We start from the raw sequence: 15,872 nt of genomic DNA, 5'->3' as shown, positions 1-15,872 counted from the left end.
ACGGTGCGTCAAAGACGCGCCTTACTTGGCCTGCGGATTAGCTTGCGCCGTTCTGGTGGTTTCCGGCGCCGTGCGGGTATCGACATCGACAACAACGCTGAGGCCCGCGCGCAGATTATGCTTTTCGAGGTCTTCCTTGGAGAAGACGATCCGAACCGGCACGCGCTGGATGACCTTGGTGAAATTACCCGTGGCATTTTCCGGCGGCAGCATCGAGAAGACCGAGCCGGAACCCGGCGAGATCGACTGGACCGTACCTTCGATCGTCGCGTCGTCAAAGGCGTCGACATGCACGCGCACCTTCGAACCGGGTACGACGCGGGCGAGCTGCGTTTCCTTGAAATTGGCGTCGATATAAAGCTCGTTCATCGGCACCAGCGAAGCCAGACGCTTGCCGACAGACACCAGATCGCCATTCTGTACCGCGAGATTGCCGATAACGCCGTCATAAGGCGCCTTCAGAACCGTGAAGGACAGATCGCGGGCCGCCTTGTCGCGGGACAGCTGCAGCGAACGGATGGTGCTTTCCGCCTCCTGACGCTGGGCGCGCAGGAGCTCCACATTGGCCTTGGCCGAGGCGATGGCGGCATCGCCGGCCACGACATTCGCCTTGGCCTGATCGAGCGCGACCTGCGCATTATCGGACGCGGCAACCGTGCCGACATCCTTTGCCTGCAGCTGGCTTGCGCGCTTCTGGGTGATTTCCGCACCACGAAGGGCTGCATCCAGCGCGCCCTTCTGGGCAACGGCCTGCTCGAGCGCCGCTTCGCCGCCGATGATCTGCGCATCGATACGCTTCAGAGACAGTTCCTCGGTGCGGATCTGCGCTTCGGCCTGGTCAAGCGCGATACGATAATCGCCGTCGTCAAGCGTCACCAGCGGATCGCCCGCCTTGACTTCCTGGTTCTCTACCACGTTCACTCTGGCGACGTAACCGGAAACCTTCGGCGCGATGACCGCGATGTCACCTTCGATATAGGCGTCGTCCGTCGACACCAGGAAGCGACCATCGATCCACCAGTTGTAACCGTACCAGCCAGCACCGGCCAGCAGTGCAATGGCAATGACAGGCAGAAGCTTCGAGCGCTTCTTCTGCTTTGGTGCCGGCGCTGCCTGCGGCTGCTGGGACGGCGCCTCCGCCGGCTTTGCGGGAGAGGTCTCGGCCTTGGCGGAGATATCCGCCTCTTCCGCATCGTTGACGGCGCGAACCGCATTATTCTTCTGGGCCGACATGAGAGAGCTTACCGTGATAGATTGAAGAAAGTTTTTCGAACTGAACCGTTCGGTTCGATTGACATAATCTCTTTCCTGACACATATCAAGTGTTATCGAACCGATTGGTTCGACGTTCGGTTAATTTTTTTTACGCCGTTGTGATGCTATGAGGGCGGTAGCGATGGCAGGTGAAGACAGGGATATGGAGACGGAAACGGAAACGGGCTGTCCGGGCAATGCCGCCGGGCGTTTTGCGGCGGGCGAAGACCCGGCCAAACGCGAGCAGATTCTGGCAGGTGCGTGGCGTGTGTTCAAGCGCAAGGGCTTCGATGCGGCCAGCATGAACGACATCACGCGTGAAGCGGGCGTTTCCAAGGGCACGATCTACGTCTATTTCTCCAACAAGGAGGATCTGTTCGTTGCGCTCGTCGATCACCATCGCAACGAATTCGCCACCTCCATGCGCCATATCCTTGAGGGCACCGAGGAGGTGCGCGAGGGGCTGGAGCAGTTCGGCAAGGCCTTTGCCAACAAGATGATCTGTTCGGACATGATCCCCGCCATGCGTTCGGTGCTCGGCGTCATCGATCGCATGCCAAAACTGGCGCAGCGCTTTTTCCTGTCGGCTCCGAACAACGTGCGCACCGTGCTCCTGGATTTCATCCAACATCAGGTCGAGATCGGCCATCTGAAAGTGGACGATCCTGAACTGGCCGCCCGGCAATATATCGAGCTTTCCACCGGCACCTTCTTCAAGCTGCGGCTGTTCGGCGAACTGGAAGGCCCGGTTCCCGACGAGGAACTGGACCGGGTTATCAGCAGCGCCATCAACGTATTCATGGCGGCTTACGGAACAGACAAGGCCTGAGACCATTCAGCAAGGGACGGCCTGACCGGCATCGGGCCGGCAAGGCAATGGCGCCCGATACGCGGTTTGCGCGAAATTTCGATGAAATCTTGCCAAACACAGGAGCTATCTCCTTGTTTCTCGCGTATTGCGCTATAAATTCCACCCACCGAATATATCGGCTGGCCTTGTTGCTGAAAGGAAAACATACCTGATGGAGTCCATTCTCCCTCTTCTGTCGGACCCCGCCGCCTGGGTGGCGCTCGTCACACTGATCGTCATGGAGGTCGTGCTTGGCATCGACAACCTGATCTTCATCTCCATTCTCACCAACAAGCTGCCGCCTGAACAGCGCGAAAAAGCCCGCAAGATCGGTATAGGCCTCGCGCTCGTCATGCGCCTTGGCCTGCTTGGTACCGTCGCCTGGATTGTGCAGCTCACCACACCGGTCTTCGAAGCCTTCGGCCACCCATTCTCGTGGAAGGACATGATCCTCATCGCCGGCGGTCTCTTCCTCGTCTGGAAGGCGACCAAGGAAATTCACCACAATGTCGACCCGGAAGACCACAAGGAAGACCTGGTGGGCGGCCCTGTGGGCATGAATTTCGGCGCCGCCATCGGCCAGATCCTGCTGCTCGACCTCGTCTTCTCGGTGGACAGCATCATCACCGCCGTCGGCATGACCCCTCACCTGCCGATCATGATCGTCGCCGTCATCGTGGCCGTGACAGTCATGCTGCTGGCCGCAACGCCGCTCGCCAATTTCATCGAGCGCAACCCCACCATCGTCATGCTGGCGCTCGCCTTCCTGATGATGATCGGCACGACACTGATCGCCGAAGGCATGGGCTTCCATGTTCCCAAGGGCTACGTCTATGCCGCCATGGCGTTCTCGGCACTGGTGGAACTGCTCAACATGCTGGCGCGCAATGCGAGGCGAAAGAACAAACAGCTGCATTGAGTGATAGCTGCAACGACTGGTAGGGCCCGCAGCATGCGGGCCTTGCATAACCGGACCAAGGGGGCCGACACATGGCATCGCCCGAAGGGACGAGAACATGGCTTTCGTCATTAAAGCGGAAATCTCAGACCCCGACGCGGAAACTTTCGCATTCACCGCGCAGAAAACCATGTATGGCGGCAAGACCATCATGGCGGGCGATACTGTTTTCCTGTTTGCCAGCGAAAATGAGGGCGGGCACGGCCTCATTGCGAGCGGCGTCGTGACAGCCACCCGGGCAATTGCCCGCAGACCGGGCATCGCGCGCCAAACGCCCCGGGTCGATCTCACCATAAAGAGAACGGCAACGGCCTGGCGTCCTCTCGGCCGGGCACAGTTGCGGGATTTCCGGGACTGGGAGGACGGGCAGCCTGAGACCGAACTCAATTTCAAACTTTACCGCCAGGCGACAGACAAGATCGTCGGCATATCTGACGAGGCAACACGTTTTATCGAGGCATTTTTTAAGCAATGAAATGATGTGCGCAGACACGAGGAACTCCCGCCCCGCACTTGCGTTGATGAGCAGGTCCCTGACAAAAAAAGCAAATACGATTCCATCCCCCGCATGCGAAAGTAACCCGCACAAATGACGACAGACCAGATTCTCGCCTTCACCGTCATCGCCGGCATGATGGTGGCCTTCATCTGGGACAGGTTTCGTTATGACGTCGTCGCCTGCAGCGCGCTGCTGGTGGCTGTAGCACTCGGCGTCGTGCCTTTCGACAAGGCATTTTCCGGCTTTTCGGATGATATCGTCATCATCGTCGGCAGCGCGCTGGTTGTCAGTTCGGCGGTGGCGCGTTCAGGCATCGTCGACATGACGATCAAGAAATATTTCCCCGAGATGCATTCAAAAGGCCTGCAGCTCGCCTTCCTGATGATCGTCGTCGCCGTCATGTCGGCCTTCATCAAGAACATCGGCGCACTCGCCATCATGATGCCTGTCGCGTTCCAGTTCGCCCGCAAATCAGGAAGCCCGGTTTCCTATTACCTGATGCCCATGGCGTTTGCCGCCTTGCTGGGCGGGCTGATGACGCAGATTGGCACATCGCCGAACATCGTCGTCTCGCGCCTGCGTGAGGAGATGACCGGTGAGAGCTTCTCGATGTTCGATTTCACGCCGGTTGGGGCTGGCCTCACCGTCATCGGCATCATCTTTCTGACCTTCGGTTATCGGTTGCTGCCGGTGCGCAACCGGGAAAAGGCCTCCGTTGAGGATATTCTCGACCAATCCGCCTATACAGCCGAAGCGACGCTGCCCGCAGACAGCACCTTTTCGGACAAGCCGCTGCGCGAGCTTCTCAAGCAGGCCGATGGTGATGTCATTGCCAGCACCATCCTGCGCGGGCCGCGGCGCATCTCGCCCTTCCCCGATGTGACGCTGAAGGCGGGCGATACGGTTATGCTCGAAGGCAGCCCGGAGGGGCTCGACCGCATCGTCTCCCAGGCAAAGTTGCTGCTTTCCGGCAAGCCCCTGATGGAGAACGGCCAGAAGACCGCCGATCTCATCTCGATGGAAGCCGTCATCAGCAATGAATCCGTTCTGAACGGCATTTCGGCGCGTGAACTCGCGCTCTCCTACACGCGCGGCGTCAATCTCATCGCAGTCAGCCGGCGCGGCCAGCGTGTCAGCCAGCGCCTCTCGGAACTGACATTGCAGGCGGGTGACGTCATCCTTTTACAGGGCAGCCGCAAGAACCTGCCGCAGGTGCTGCAGGAATTTTCGCTGCTGCCGCTGGCGCAGCGGGAGATTCTGCTCGGCGTACAGCGCCGCGCGCTTTTGCCGGTCATCGTACTCGCCGCCGCCATGATCGCGGCCGGCAGCGGTCTGGTCCCGGTCTCGGTCGCCTTTTTCGCAGCCGCCTTCATGATGATCGTCGTCGGCGCGATTCCGCTTACCGAAGTCTACAAATCCGTCGATGGCCCGATCCTCGTCATGCTCGCCGCCCTCATTCCCGTCAGCGACTCGCTGCGCACCAGCGGCGCCAGCGAGTTGATCGCCGCCTGGCTCGGCAGCGCGGCTCAGGGCCTGCCGCCCTTTGCCGCGCTCGGCATGATCCTGCTCACCGCCATGGCGGTTACGCCCTTCCTCAACAATGCCGCAACGGTGCTGGTCATGGCCCCCATCGCCGCCGGTTTTGCCACCACGCTCGGTTTCCGGCCGGAGGCCTTCCTGATGGCGGTGGCGATCGGCGCGGGCTGCGATTTCCTCACCCCCATCGGGCACCAGTGCAATACGCTGGTCATGGGTCCTGGCGGTTATCGTTTCAGCGACTATCCGCGGCTTGGCCTGCCGCTATCGATCATGATCGTCCTCGCCAGCATTCCCATGCTGCTTTACGTCTGGCCGGTCAACTGAAGCCAGCCGGCAGGACCGGCCGACCTCTGAAGACTCCATATTTCCTTGACGCCTGCGGCAGAATATGGCCTAAGCCCAAGCCGAACGGGAATATGAAAAAGGCACTTTCCTTTCGCCTTTCGACATGATGTCCTGCCGCATCCAAACGAAAACTCCGTGGTATCAGGGTGGAACCGCCCCGATGTCACCGCCACGTCACGACGAGTGAAATTCATGACCACTTCCGGCGTTCGCGTCCGCATCGCACCTTCCCCCACCGGCGAGCCGCATGTCGGCACCGCTTATATCGCGCTGTTCAACTATCTCTTCGCCAAGAAACACGGCGGCGAGTTCATCCTGCGCATCGAGGATACCGACGCCACCCGCTCGACCCTGGAATATGAGCAGAAGGTGCTGGAAGCCCTGCGCTGGACCGGCCTTACCTGGTCGGAAGGCCCCGATGTCGGCGGCCCTTACGGTCCCTACCGCCAGTCAGAGCGCAAGGCGATGTACTGGCCCTATGCCGAAGAGCTGCTGGAAAAGGGCCATGCCTTCCGCTGTTTCTGCACGCCCGAGCGGCTGGAGCAGATGCGCGAGGCCCAGCGCGCCGCCGGCAAGCCGCCGAAATATGACGGTCACTGCCTCAACCTGAAGGCCGAGGAAGTGACCGCGCGCGTCGCGGCCGGGGAGCCCAACGTCGTGCGCATGAAAATCCCGACCGAAGGCTCGTGCGATTTCCATGACGGCGTTTATGGCGATGTCTCGATCCCGTGGGATTCCGTCGACATGCAGGTGCTGATCAAGGCCGACGGCATGCCGACCTATCACATGGCCAACGTCATCGACGACCATCTGATGAAGATCAGCCATGTGGCGCGCGGTGAAGAATGGCTGGCGTCTGTGCCCAAGCACATCCTGCTTTACCGTTATTTCGGCTGGCAGGAGCCGGTGTTCATGCATCTTTCTTTGATGCGCAATGCCGACAAGTCGAAGCTTTCCAAGCGCAAGAACCCGACCTCGATCTCCTATTATTCCGCGCTCGGCTACCTGCCGGAAGCGTTGATGAACTTCCTCGGCCTGTTCTTCATCCAGATCGCAGAGGGCGAAGAACTTCTCACCATGGACGAGCTCGCCGCGAAGTTCGACCCGGAAGCGCTTTCCAAGGCCGGCGCCATTTTCGACATTCAGAAGCTGGATTGGCTGAACGGCCGCTGGCTGCGCGAAAAGCTTTCGCCGGAAGAGTTCATTGCCCGCACACTGGAATGGGCGATGGAGAATTCCCGCCTGACCGAGGGCCTGAAGCTTGCGCAGAGCCGCGTTTCCAAACTCGGCGAGCTGCCGAACCTTGCCGGCTTCCTGCTCGCAGGCGATGCTGGCCTGACGCCCGCTTCCTTTGCCGGGCTGAAGAGCAAGCCGGAGGAAATCCACGAAATCCTCACCACGGTTGCCGCAGACCTCGAAAAGATGCCTGACTGGAATGTGGAAGCCATCGAGGCCGAGCTGCGCGATGTGGCCGAACGCACCGGCAAGAAGCTGCGCGTCGTTACGCCGCCGCTTTTCGTCGCCATGTCCGGATCGTCGCGCTCGCTGCCGCTGTTTGACTCGATGGCGCTGCTCGGCCGCTCCGTCGTGCGCCAGCGCCTGAAGGCTGCGATCGCCGTTGTGGCCACGATGGTTGGCAGCGGAAGCTGATGATGACGTGCTGGCGGTGACGGCAGCATTTTAGAATACGCCCTTTGCCTGGGGCTCACCCCCCTCTGCCCTGCCGGGCATCTCCCCCTCAAGGGGGGAGATCGACAAGCGGCTGACACCTTGCCCATGGAACGGGCGGGCGCGGCATCTGATCTCCCCCCTTGAGGGGGAGATGTCCGGCAGGACAGAGGGGGGGGTAACCCAGAGCGCCAAGGGTAACCGCAACGAACAAGCCCGCTAAAGGCGAACACGATGACCGACACCAAGACCGAAACCACCGCCCTGTCCTCCGACGCAACAGAAGTGCGCCGCCAGAAACTTGCGCTGCTGCGCGAGCAGATCGGCGACGTCTATCCGGCGCATTTCCACCGCACGATGAGCAATGCCGAGCTGGCGGAAAAATATGCCGATATCGAAGCCGACGTCGAGACCGGTGATACGGTGACGGTGGCGGGGCGCGTTTATTCCTCGCGCAATTCCGGCATGTTCATGGATATTCATGACGCCTCGGGCAAGGTGCAGATCTTCAGCCACAAGGATACGACGCCGGAAGCGGCGCGCAACCTGCTGCCGATGATCGATATCGGCGACATCATCGGCGTGACCGGCAAGGTGCGCCGCACCAAGCGCGGTGAGCTGACGATCAACGCCGAAGAAATCACCATGCTGACGAAGTCGCTGCTGCCGATGCCCGAGAAATGGCACGGCGTCTCCGACATCGAGCTGCGTTACCGCAAGCGCCACCTCGACATTCTCTCCAACGAGGAATCCAAGCTGCGATTCCTGCAGCGCTCGAAGATTCTCTCCGGCATCCGCCGCTTCATGGAAGCCGAAGGCTTCCTCGAAGTCGAAACGCCGATGCTGCAGACCGTCTATGGCGGTGCAACGGCCGACCCGTTCAAGACCTTCCACAACACGCTGAAGATGGACATGTATCTGCGCATCGCGCCGGAACTGTTCCTGAAGCGCACGCTGGTTTCGGGCCTGTCCGACAAGGTTTTTGAAATCAACCGCAACTTCCGCAACGAAGGCGTCTCCACACGGCACAATCCTGAATTCACCATGATGGAGTGCTACTGGGCCTATGCCGACTACGAGGACATCATGGGTCTCGTTGAGCGGCTGTTCGAGACGCTGGCGATCTCGCTCCACGGCACCACAGAGGTGGAATTCCAGGGCCAGACGATCTCGTTCAAGGGTCCGTTCAAGCGCGTGCCGATGCCTGATGCGGTGAAGGAAGCAACCGGTATCGACTTCCTCGCCATCAAGACCGACGAAGAAGCCCGAGCTGCCGCCAAGGCCGCCGGTTTTGCTGTCGAGAAGGACTGGACCTGGGGCGAATGCCTTGCCTTCATCTTCGAAGAGAAGGTGGAAGGCACGCTGATCCAGCCGAGCCACGTCACGCACTTTCCGAAAGACATCTCGCCCTTCGCCAAGGAAGTGCCGGGCGAACCCCGCCTCGTCGAGCGTTTCGAAAGCTATTGCAACGCCTGGGAAGTGGGCAACGCCTTCTCGGAACTCAACGATCCCGAAGAACAGCGCCGCCGCATGGTGGAGCAGCTGGAACAGGCGCACGCCCGCGGCGAAAAGGACAAGCAGCTGGACGACGAGTTCCTCGACGCCATCGACCAGGGCATGCCACCCGCCGGCGGCCTCGGCATCGGCGTCGACCGCCTGATCATGCTTTTGACCAACGCCCCGTCGATCCGCGACGTCATTCTCTTCCCGGCCCGCCGCAACAAGGCGGATTGAGGCACCAGGAGCGCTGCCCGGTTCGAATTTCCGGGCAAGCTGCAATCCCCTTGAAGTTGGCGCTGAAAGGTGAATATTCACTCAACCTCATCCTCGGGCTTGTCCCGAGGATTTGCTAACGTAGCGATTTTGTTGACGTGCTTAGAGGCGTGGGGCAAGCCCAAGGATGACGTCGGGCAAGCATGACAAGGCAGCGTCGGCGGAACCTACCGCCGGCATGAAACAGGAACGCCTAGGCAACAGCCGAATCCCTCTCAATGCCCCGCCTTGGCCTTTTCGCCAGCAGCTTCCTCTGCCACCGCCGCCTCTCCGTCCATCGGTTTTTCCTCCGCCGCCTGCGCGGTGGTCGAGCCTTTTCCGAAGATCAGTGACTTCAGATAGGACAGGCTGAAGATGCTGCTGCCCTCGGCTTCCGGTGTCGAGGTCAGAAGCTCGTCGGTGACGGTCTCACCATGCGCTTCGGGAGACGGAGTTTCGTCATGTGCTTCCGGAGCAGTTTCGCCATGGCCGGGCTCCGTTGGCGCAGCGTCATGTTCGCCGCTGGCCCCGCCCTTGCTTTCGCCGTGACCTTTGGCGGACTTGCCCTCGTGGCCGCCCGCTTCCGGCTCCGCAACCGGCGTCGCACAATCGGCGAAGTCGCTGAGGCTGGCAGCCATGGCTTCGGTATCTTCAAGCGGCAGATCGATGCGCAGACCGTAAAACTGGCCGCTGCCATTTGCTGCGCCGTCATAATAGAAGGCTGAATAACGGCGGGCCTCGGCGCCCTCGGGAATTTTCGCCGTATCCGGAATGAAGACCACCTGTGCGGCAATGGCCCGGCCGCGCATTTCCGAACGCAGCTGCGGGCCGTTCCTGTCAAGCACGGAGACCTGAACCAGATCGGGCTTCTGTTTGTCGTAAACCGCTTTGGCGACGCGCAGGGCGGTTTTCAACCGCTCCGTGCCGTCTCCGCCTTCGGTGCGAATGAATTTGCGTACCCATAGCGAGCCGTTCTTGCGGATATTCACTGTCTGGACTGCGTCGCAGGAAAGCCCGTTGGTGGAGGCATAGGATGGGCCAAGCAGCCGCTCGCTGCCGATGAACACGGCAGCGGAACCGGTCGCGCCTGCCAAAAGCAGGATCCCGCCTCCAATCATAACGAGCTTGCGCGAAAACCGCATTCGTCCGAATACAGCTTTCACCCGCAACATCCTGACATCAAGTACCCCGCCTCTCGCCCTCACCCCGGAAACGTGGCTCGAAGGATGAGGAACACACGCGGGATAAGCTTCGGACCACGCTGTCCGAGCCTTCCGATAGTGCCGCTTTCTCATTGAAAAAAGTTTAATCCCGCAGGCAAGATACCCGCAAAAGCGCATTATTTTCGGACATTTCAGAAATCTCAAGATTTGCGAATGATTTGCAATAGCGTTGACAAAGGTGATTTTATAACAGATGGTATTGCGAATTAGTCGCAACAAAATCTGGTGAGCACGTGAACGTCCATAAATTCCGCCACGCCATTTTCGCTTTCTCGCTTTTTCTTCCGGGCGTCGGCTTTGCCCAGGAAAAACCTGTTGTCGTGACCACCTTCACCATCATCGCCGATATGGCGCGCAACGTAGCGGGTGACGCGGCCGAGGTGGAAAGCATCACCAAGCCCGGCGCGGAAATCCACAATTACCAGCCGACGCCCCGCGACATTCTGAAGGCCCGCAAGGCCGATCTGGTGCTGCGCAACGGACTCAATCTGGAATTGTGGTTCGAGAAATTCCTGACTAACCTCTCCGGCGTGCCTGATGTGACGGTGAGCGATGGTGTGAAGCCCATGGCGATCAGCGGCGGCGCCTATCAGGGCAAGCCCAATCCGCACGCCTGGATGTCTCCCGATAACGCCTTGATCTACGTCGAAAATATTCGCAAGGGCCTGAGCGAGATCGACCCCGCCCACGCCGATGTCTACGCCGCCAATGCCAAGGCCTATTCGGACAGGATCAGGGCCACGGTGCAGCCGATCCGCAATGAACTTTCGGCCCTTCCGGAAAACAAGCGCTGGTTGGTGACAAGTGAAGGCGCCTTTTCTTATCTCGCCCGCGATTTCGGCCTGAAGGAATTGTTCCTCTGGCCGGTCAACGCCGACAGTCAGGGCACGCCCCAGCAGGTTCGGGGTGTGATCGACGCCATGCGCGAGCATAATATCCACGTCATCTTCAGCGAAAGCACCGTTTCCGCCGATCCCGCCCAGCAGGTGGCCAAGGAAACCGGTGCGGCCTATGGCGGCATTCTCTATGTGGATTCGCTGAGCGAGGCTGATGGGCCCGTCCCGACTTACCTGGACCTGCTGCGTGTGACGAGCGAAACAATCGCCAAGGGACTGTCTTCATGAGAATGGGGGGTAGAAAATCAGGCGGTGGCCTGACGGTTCAAAATGCGACAGTGACCTATCGCAACGGCCACACCGCATTAAGAGATGCCAGCTTCTCCATTCCTCGCGGAACGATCACGGCACTTGTCGGCGTCAACGGCGCCGGCAAGTCCACGATTTTCAAGGCGATCATGGGTTTCGTTCCTTTGGCCACCGGTTCCGTCTCGATCTTCGATCTGCCGGTGAAGGAGGCGCTGAAGAAAAACCTCGTCGCTTACGTGCCGCAGGCGGAAGAGGTGGACTGGAGCTTTCCGGTGCTGGTGGAGGACGTGGTGATGATGGGCCGTTATGGCCACATGAATTTCCTGCGCATCCCCTCGAAGCGCGATCACCAGATGGTGGAAGAGGCGCTGAAACGCGTCAACATGCTCGATTATCGCAAGCGCCAGATCGGCGAACTCTCCGGCGGGCAGAAGAAGCGAGTGTTTCTGGCCCGCGCGCTGGCGCAGGAAGGGCAGGTGATTCTGCTGGACGAACCTTTCACCGGTGTCGACGTGACGACGGAGGAGCAGATAGTCGCGCTTTTGAAGGCGCTGCGCGACGAGGGCCGCGTCATGCTGGTCTCCACCCACAATCTTGGCAGCGTTCCGGAATTCTGCGACCGCGCCGTCTTCGTCAAGGGTACGGTTCTGGCGTCGGGCAAAACAAGCGACACCTTTACAGAGGAAAACCTGCAAAGGGCTTTCGGCGGCAGCCTGCGCCACTTCGTTCTCGGCGGGGCAGACCTGCATAGCGACGCCGATCCGCGCCGCCTGAAGGTCATAACCGATGACGAGCGGCCCTTCGTGATCTACGGCAAAAATGGCCAGGACAGGGGCGATTCTGAGGCTCCGAAAGAGAAAGCCGATGATTGAGACCCTTCTTGAGCCTTTCACCTATGGTTACATGTTGAACGCCATCTGGGTCAGCGCACTGGTGGGCGGTGTCTGCGGCTTTCTCTCGGCCTATCTGATGCTGAAGGGCTGGTCATTGATCGGCGATGCGCTTTCCCATGCCATCGTTCCCGGCGTTGCCGGAGCCTATATGCTGGGCCTGCCCTTTTCGCTCGGCGCGTTTCTCTCCGGCGGGTTGGCGGCCGGGTCCATGCTGTTTCTGAATCAGAAGGCACGGCTCAAGGAAGATGCGATTATCGGCCTGATCTTCACCTCGTTTTTCGGGCTTGGCCTGTTCATGGTATCGCTCTCGCCGACCTCGGTGAATATCCAGACCATCGTGCTCGGCAATATCCTCGCCATCACTGCTGAAGACACCATCCAGCTGGCTTTGATCGGCGGTATCAGCCTCCTTGTGCTTTCGCTGAAATGGCGCGACTTCATGGTGGTGTTCTTCGATGAGAACCACGCCCGCACCGTGGGGCTGAAACCGGAAGCGCTGAAGGTGATCTTCTTCACCCTGCTGGCCGCCTCTACGGTTGCCGCCCTACAGACTGTCGGCGCTTTCCTCGTCGTCGCCATGGTGGTGACGCCGGGCGCTACTGCCTATCTCCTGACCGACCGTTTCGAGCGGCTGATCCTGATGAGCCTCATCATCGGCGCGGCCACCAGCTTCATCGGCGCCTATCTCAGCTATTTTCTCGATGGCGCGACCGGCGGCGTCATCGTGGTGCTACAGACGGCGATCTTCCTTGCCGCCTTCGTCTTTGCACCCAAACACGGCCTGCTCGCCTCGCGCGCCAAGGCGCGCAGGGCGCTGGAGGAAACGCCATGAGTGAATATCTCGAACTGGCCATACTGCCGTTTCAGCTGCCTTTCATGCAATATGCCTTCCTGATCACGCTGATGATCGCGGTGCCCATGGCAATGCTCTCCTGTTTTCTGGTGCTGAAGGGCTGGTCGCTGATGGGGGACGCCGTTTCCCATGCCGTGCTGCCCGGCGTGGTGGTGGCCTATATCGTTGGCATCCCGCTTTCCATCGGGGCCTTCATCGCGGGCATGATATGTGCCCTCGGCACCGGTTTCATCAAGGAAAACAGCCGCATCAAGGAGGATACGGTGCTCGGCATCGTCTTTTCCGGCATGTTCGGGCTGGGACTGGTGCTTTACGTGAAGGTGCAGAGCGACGTACATCTCGACCATATCCTCTTCGGCGACATGCTCGGCATCGCGCCCTTGGACATGCTGGAGACGGGCGTGATCGCGCTTTTCGCCACCCTGTTTCTCGGCATCCTGCGCAAGGACCTGCTGGTCAACGCCTTCGATGCGCAACATGCAAGAGCCATCGGCCTGCCCGTGCGTGTGCTGCATTATGGCCTGCTGATGGTGCTGTCGCTCACCGTAGTCGGCGCGCTGAAGGCGGTTGGCATCATTCTCTCCGTCGCCATGCTCGTCGCACCGGGCGCAATCGCCTTCCTGCTGACCCGGCGTTTTTCCGCCATGCTGCTGGTGGCCATTGCGGTGGCGGTCGCCTCGTCGCTTGCGGGCATATGGCTGAGTTTCCTGATCGACAGCGCTCCCGCCCCCACGATCGTGCTCTTCATGAGCGTCACCTTCGTCGCGACATTCGTCCGCACCATCTGGAAAACCCGCCGTACCGACACGGCCCGTGAGACGGCAATATAAAAGAACGATTTTTACGGGCGCGTGGAACATTTTCTCCTTTTGCGCGTCATTTTATCGAGCCTGTCGCGGGGCGGCGGCTCGGGAAAATTTCGCAAAAGGGGAAGCGCCATGCTTAAATGGGCTCTTATTTTCTTTGTCATTTCTTTGATCGCAGGCGTGTTCGGCTTTACCGGCATTTCGGCAGCTGCAGCCGGCGTGGCCCGCATTCTGTTCTTCATCGCCGTGGTGATCTTCCTGGTCTTCCTCGTGCTTGCGCTGATGGCCGGAAGCGCCGTCGTCTGAATGAAAAAGGCGACCGGTTGTCACGCCGGTCGCCCTCCTCTCTCCCTTGAAATCCGTCAGCCCGTCCAGCCGCCATCAATGACATGGATCTGGCCGGTGGTGAAACCTGCTTCGTCTGACGCGAGGTAGGTGACGAGCGCTGCGATCTCTTCCGGCGTAGCGATGCGGCCCATAGGCTGGCGCGCGATGAAATCTGCAAGAGCCTGTTCGTAATTGCCGGTGGCGCGCAGACGATCGTGCAGCGAAGGGCTATCCACCGTTCCGGGGCAGATGGCGTTGCAACGAATGCCCTTTGTTACGAAGTCCGCCGCAATCGCCTTGGTCAGGCCCACAACGGCGGCCTTGGAAGCGGTGTAGGCAAACCGGTTTGGCACTCCCTTTACGCTGGAAGCAACCGAGGACATGTTGACGATTGCGCCCTTTCCCTTCTCCAGCATGCCGGGCAGGAAAGCGCGGCAGGTACGGTACATGGCCTTTGCGTTGAGGTCGAAGGAGAAATCCCAGTCCTTCTCTTCACACTCGAGGATGGTGCCGGAATGAACAAAACCGGCGCAGTTGAACAGCACATCCGCATGGCCGATATCGGCGGCAAAATCTTTTACGCCATCGCCGTCGAGCACGTTCAGAACCCGCGTCTCTGCCCCCTTGAGCGTAGAAAGCGCCTGCTCATTGATATCGGTGGCGATGACGCGCGCCCCGAGCGACACGAACCGCTCTGCCGCCGCCCGCCCGATACCCTGACCGGCCGCGGTGATCACCACTGTCCGGCCGTTAAAATCCTGCACCATGAATAGCCTCCCGCTAAGGCACGCCCGCCTGCCGGGGCCGAGCCGTTGAATTTCAGTGATCTCAAATATGGATCGACAATTCATATGTAAACGCGGTATTCATATGGCGTCAAGCAAACTTGCGTGGACGGCCGGTATAGGGCAAGCCTATTTTCAGGCTCAGCCCGGCGCCGGCGACCATACACACCATCATCATCGAGGCCAGATGACCGACGACGACAGCGAAAGATATCGCGCTCCCGCCCTCGACAAGGGCCTGGACATTCTCGAACTTCTGGCCCGCACCGATGGCGGGCTGACACAGATCGAGATCGCCAAGTCCATCGGAAAGAGCCCCAACGAGCTTTACCGCATGCTGGACCGGCTGGTGCGCCGGGGTTATGTGCAGCGGCTTGACGGCGATCGATTCTCTTTGACGCTGAAGATGTTCGGGCTGGCGCATTTCCATGCGCCGATCCGCCGGCTGGTTTCCTTCGCAGCCCCTGTCATGCGCGATTTTTCGGCGAGTGCGGAGCAGGCCTGCCATCTGGCGGTCCATGATCGCGGCAGCGTTGTGGTCATTGCCCAACAGGAATCATCCACCTACTGGGCCATGTCCATGCGTGTCGGCGCGCAGATGAGCCTGTTCCACACCGGCTCGGGCCACGTGCTTCTGGCCTTCCAGACAGAAGCGCAGCGCCAGATCATGATAACCGAACAGGTGCGCGGCAGCGGCGAGACCATACCGCAGGGTCTTGCCGATCGGCTGGCAGAGGTGCGCAAGAACGGCTTCGAATCGATGGACAGCCTCCAGACCGCCGGGGTCCGCAATATTTCCGCTCCGGTGCTGACGCTCGATGGCACCGCGCTGGCCGTGATCACCTGCCCCTATATTACCCCTCTTGGCGGCAAGGCGCCCACACGCGAGGCCTGCGAGGTGTTGATCCGCGAGGCAGCAAAACGTATCTCCGAGATCGTGACGGGCACTATCTGAGCACAAAAAAACGCGACCGG

The 15,872-nt window shown here is 60.1% G+C and carries 15 protein-coding genes; 12 read left to right on the top strand and 3 right to left on the bottom strand.

What is annotated here, in order from left to right; all coding sequences use genetic code 11:
• Nucleotides 1-21: 21 nt before the first annotated feature.
• The gene (locus tag EGT36_RS25775; protein WP_004445212.1) at nucleotides 22-1,233 is read right to left on the bottom strand and encodes an HlyD family secretion protein; all 1,212 of its coding nucleotides are present in this window, start codon (nucleotides 1,231-1,233) and stop codon (nucleotides 22-24) included.
• A 163-nt stretch (nucleotides 1,234-1,396) separates the two neighbouring features.
• Here EGT36_RS25775 and EGT36_RS25770 point away from each other — a divergent pair, with 163 nt between their 5' ends.
• The 6 genes from EGT36_RS25770 to lysS all read left to right on the top strand — a co-directional run bounded on the left by EGT36_RS25770 (nucleotide 1,397) and on the right by lysS (nucleotide 8,847).
• Nucleotides 1,397-2,083, top strand: a complete 687-nt coding sequence (locus EGT36_RS25770) for a TetR/AcrR family transcriptional regulator (protein WP_004445213.1) — start codon at nucleotides 1,397-1,399, stop codon at nucleotides 2,081-2,083.
• Nucleotides 2,084-2,276: 193 nt separating this feature from the next.
• Entirely contained in the window at nucleotides 2,277-3,023 is a 747-nt protein-coding gene (locus tag EGT36_RS25765; protein ID WP_004445214.1) for a TerC family protein, read from the top strand.
• A gap of 97 nt (nucleotides 3,024-3,120) precedes the next feature.
• A complete protein-coding gene (locus EGT36_RS25760) occupies nucleotides 3,121-3,537 on the top strand; it encodes a hypothetical protein (protein WP_022562749.1) in 417 nt (138 codons plus the stop codon).
• A gap of 114 nt (nucleotides 3,538-3,651) precedes the next feature.
• A complete protein-coding gene (locus EGT36_RS25755; protein WP_125271323.1) occupies nucleotides 3,652-5,424 on the top strand; it encodes an SLC13 family permease in 1,773 nt (590 codons plus the stop codon).
• 213 nt (nucleotides 5,425-5,637) lie between these two features.
• Nucleotides 5,638-7,095 carry a glutamate--tRNA ligase gene (gene gltX / locus EGT36_RS25750; protein ID WP_125271322.1) on the top strand — a complete coding sequence of 486 codons (1,458 nt, stop codon included), beginning with the start codon at nucleotides 5,638-5,640 and terminating at the stop codon, nucleotides 7,093-7,095.
• Nucleotides 7,096-7,347: 252 nt separating this feature from the next.
• Nucleotides 7,348-8,847 (top strand): lysine--tRNA ligase, encoded by a 1,500-nt coding sequence (lysS, locus tag EGT36_RS25740; RefSeq protein ID WP_004445220.1) that lies wholly within the window; start codon nucleotides 7,348-7,350, stop codon nucleotides 8,845-8,847.
• Between the two features lie 254 nt (nucleotides 8,848-9,101).
• Here lysS and EGT36_RS25735 read toward each other — a convergent pair whose 3' ends face one another.
• On the bottom strand, nucleotides 9,102-10,037 hold the full coding sequence (locus tag EGT36_RS25735) for a hypothetical protein (protein WP_246751698.1): 936 nt from the start codon (nucleotides 10,035-10,037) through the stop codon (nucleotides 9,102-9,104).
• 284 nt (nucleotides 10,038-10,321) lie between these two features.
• On the opposite strand from EGT36_RS25735, the gene EGT36_RS25730 reads away from it, so the two are divergent.
• The 5 genes from EGT36_RS25730 to EGT36_RS25710 all read left to right on the top strand — a co-directional run bounded on the left by EGT36_RS25730 (nucleotide 10,322) and on the right by EGT36_RS25710 (nucleotide 14,091).
• Nucleotides 10,322-11,212, top strand: coding sequence for a metal ABC transporter substrate-binding protein (locus EGT36_RS25730; RefSeq protein ID WP_072493047.1), 891 nt, complete (start codon nucleotides 10,322-10,324; stop codon nucleotides 11,210-11,212).
• Nucleotides 11,209-12,105 (top strand): manganese/iron ABC transporter ATP-binding protein, encoded by an 897-nt coding sequence (locus tag EGT36_RS25725; protein WP_286084340.1) that lies wholly within the window; start codon nucleotides 11,209-11,211, stop codon nucleotides 12,103-12,105. Before EGT36_RS25730 ends, EGT36_RS25725 begins: the two co-directional genes overlap by 4 nt.
• Entirely contained in the window at nucleotides 12,098-12,958 is an 861-nt protein-coding gene (locus EGT36_RS25720; protein WP_125271320.1) for a metal ABC transporter permease, read from the top strand. Before EGT36_RS25725 ends, EGT36_RS25720 begins: the two co-directional genes overlap by 8 nt.
• A complete protein-coding gene (locus EGT36_RS25715; RefSeq protein ID WP_107327605.1) occupies nucleotides 12,955-13,809 on the top strand; it encodes a metal ABC transporter permease in 855 nt (284 codons plus the stop codon). Before EGT36_RS25720 ends, EGT36_RS25715 begins: the two co-directional genes overlap by 4 nt.
• Before the next feature lie 108 nt (nucleotides 13,810-13,917).
• Nucleotides 13,918-14,091 (top strand): DUF1328 domain-containing protein, encoded by a 174-nt coding sequence (locus EGT36_RS25710; RefSeq protein ID WP_003499086.1) that lies wholly within the window; start codon nucleotides 13,918-13,920, stop codon nucleotides 14,089-14,091.
• 56 nt (nucleotides 14,092-14,147) lie between these two features.
• Here the strand turns inward: EGT36_RS25710 and EGT36_RS25705 are convergent, their stop codons facing one another.
• Nucleotides 14,148-14,879, bottom strand: a complete 732-nt coding sequence (locus EGT36_RS25705) for an SDR family oxidoreductase (protein ID WP_004445231.1) — start codon at nucleotides 14,877-14,879, stop codon at nucleotides 14,148-14,150.
• A 205-nt stretch (nucleotides 14,880-15,084) separates the two neighbouring features.
• Here EGT36_RS25705 and EGT36_RS25700 point away from each other — a divergent pair, with 205 nt between their 5' ends.
• A complete protein-coding gene (locus EGT36_RS25700; RefSeq protein ID WP_034496812.1) occupies nucleotides 15,085-15,852 on the top strand; it encodes an IclR family transcriptional regulator in 768 nt (255 codons plus the stop codon).
• Nucleotides 15,853-15,872: the final 20 nt, after the last annotated feature.

The sequence above is a fragment of the Agrobacterium sp. FDAARGOS_525 genome (genome assembly GCF_003938925.1).
Taxonomy (GTDB): domain Bacteria; phylum Pseudomonadota; class Alphaproteobacteria; order Rhizobiales; family Rhizobiaceae; genus Agrobacterium; species Agrobacterium pusense.
Note: the sequence above shows the minus strand (reverse complement) of the source record. Positions and strands in the feature narration are given on the sequence as shown.

Bases quoted from the DNA above. Each gene is read 5' to 3' on its own strand.
- EGT36_RS25755 (WP_125271323.1), top strand. From the start codon at position 3,652: ATGACGACAGACCAGATTCTCGCCTTCACCGTCATCGCCGGCATGATG.
- EGT36_RS25765 (WP_004445214.1), top strand. From the start codon at position 2,277: ATGGAGTCCATTCTCCCTCTTCTGTCGGACCCCGCCGCCTGGGTGGCG.
- EGT36_RS25720 (WP_125271320.1), top strand. From the start codon at position 12,098: ATGATTGAGACCCTTCTTGAGCCTTTCACCTATGGTTACATGTTGAAC.
- gltX (WP_125271322.1), top strand. From the start codon at position 5,638: ATGACCACTTCCGGCGTTCGCGTCCGCATCGCACCTTCCCCCACCGGC.
- EGT36_RS25725 (WP_286084340.1), top strand. From the start codon at position 11,209: ATGAGAATGGGGGGTAGAAAATCAGGCGGTGGCCTGACGGTTCAAAAT.
- EGT36_RS25775 (WP_004445212.1), bottom strand. From the start codon at position 1,233: ATGTCGGCCCAGAAGAATAATGCGGTTCGCGCCGTCAACGATGCGGAA.
- EGT36_RS25715 (WP_107327605.1), top strand. From the start codon at position 12,955: ATGAGTGAATATCTCGAACTGGCCATACTGCCGTTTCAGCTGCCTTTC.
- EGT36_RS25705 (WP_004445231.1), bottom strand. From the start codon at position 14,879: ATGGTGCAGGATTTTAACGGCCGGACAGTGGTGATCACCGCGGCCGGT.
- EGT36_RS25700 (WP_034496812.1), top strand. From the start codon at position 15,085: ATGACCGACGACGACAGCGAAAGATATCGCGCTCCCGCCCTCGACAAG.
- EGT36_RS25760 (WP_022562749.1), top strand. From the start codon at position 3,121: ATGGCTTTCGTCATTAAAGCGGAAATCTCAGACCCCGACGCGGAAACT.
- lysS (WP_004445220.1), top strand. From the start codon at position 7,348: ATGACCGACACCAAGACCGAAACCACCGCCCTGTCCTCCGACGCAACA.
- EGT36_RS25710 (WP_003499086.1), top strand. From the start codon at position 13,918: ATGCTTAAATGGGCTCTTATTTTCTTTGTCATTTCTTTGATCGCAGGC.
- EGT36_RS25735 (WP_246751698.1), bottom strand. From the start codon at position 10,037: ATGTTGCGGGTGAAAGCTGTATTCGGACGAATGCGGTTTTCGCGCAAG.
- EGT36_RS25770 (WP_004445213.1), top strand. From the start codon at position 1,397: ATGGCAGGTGAAGACAGGGATATGGAGACGGAAACGGAAACGGGCTGT.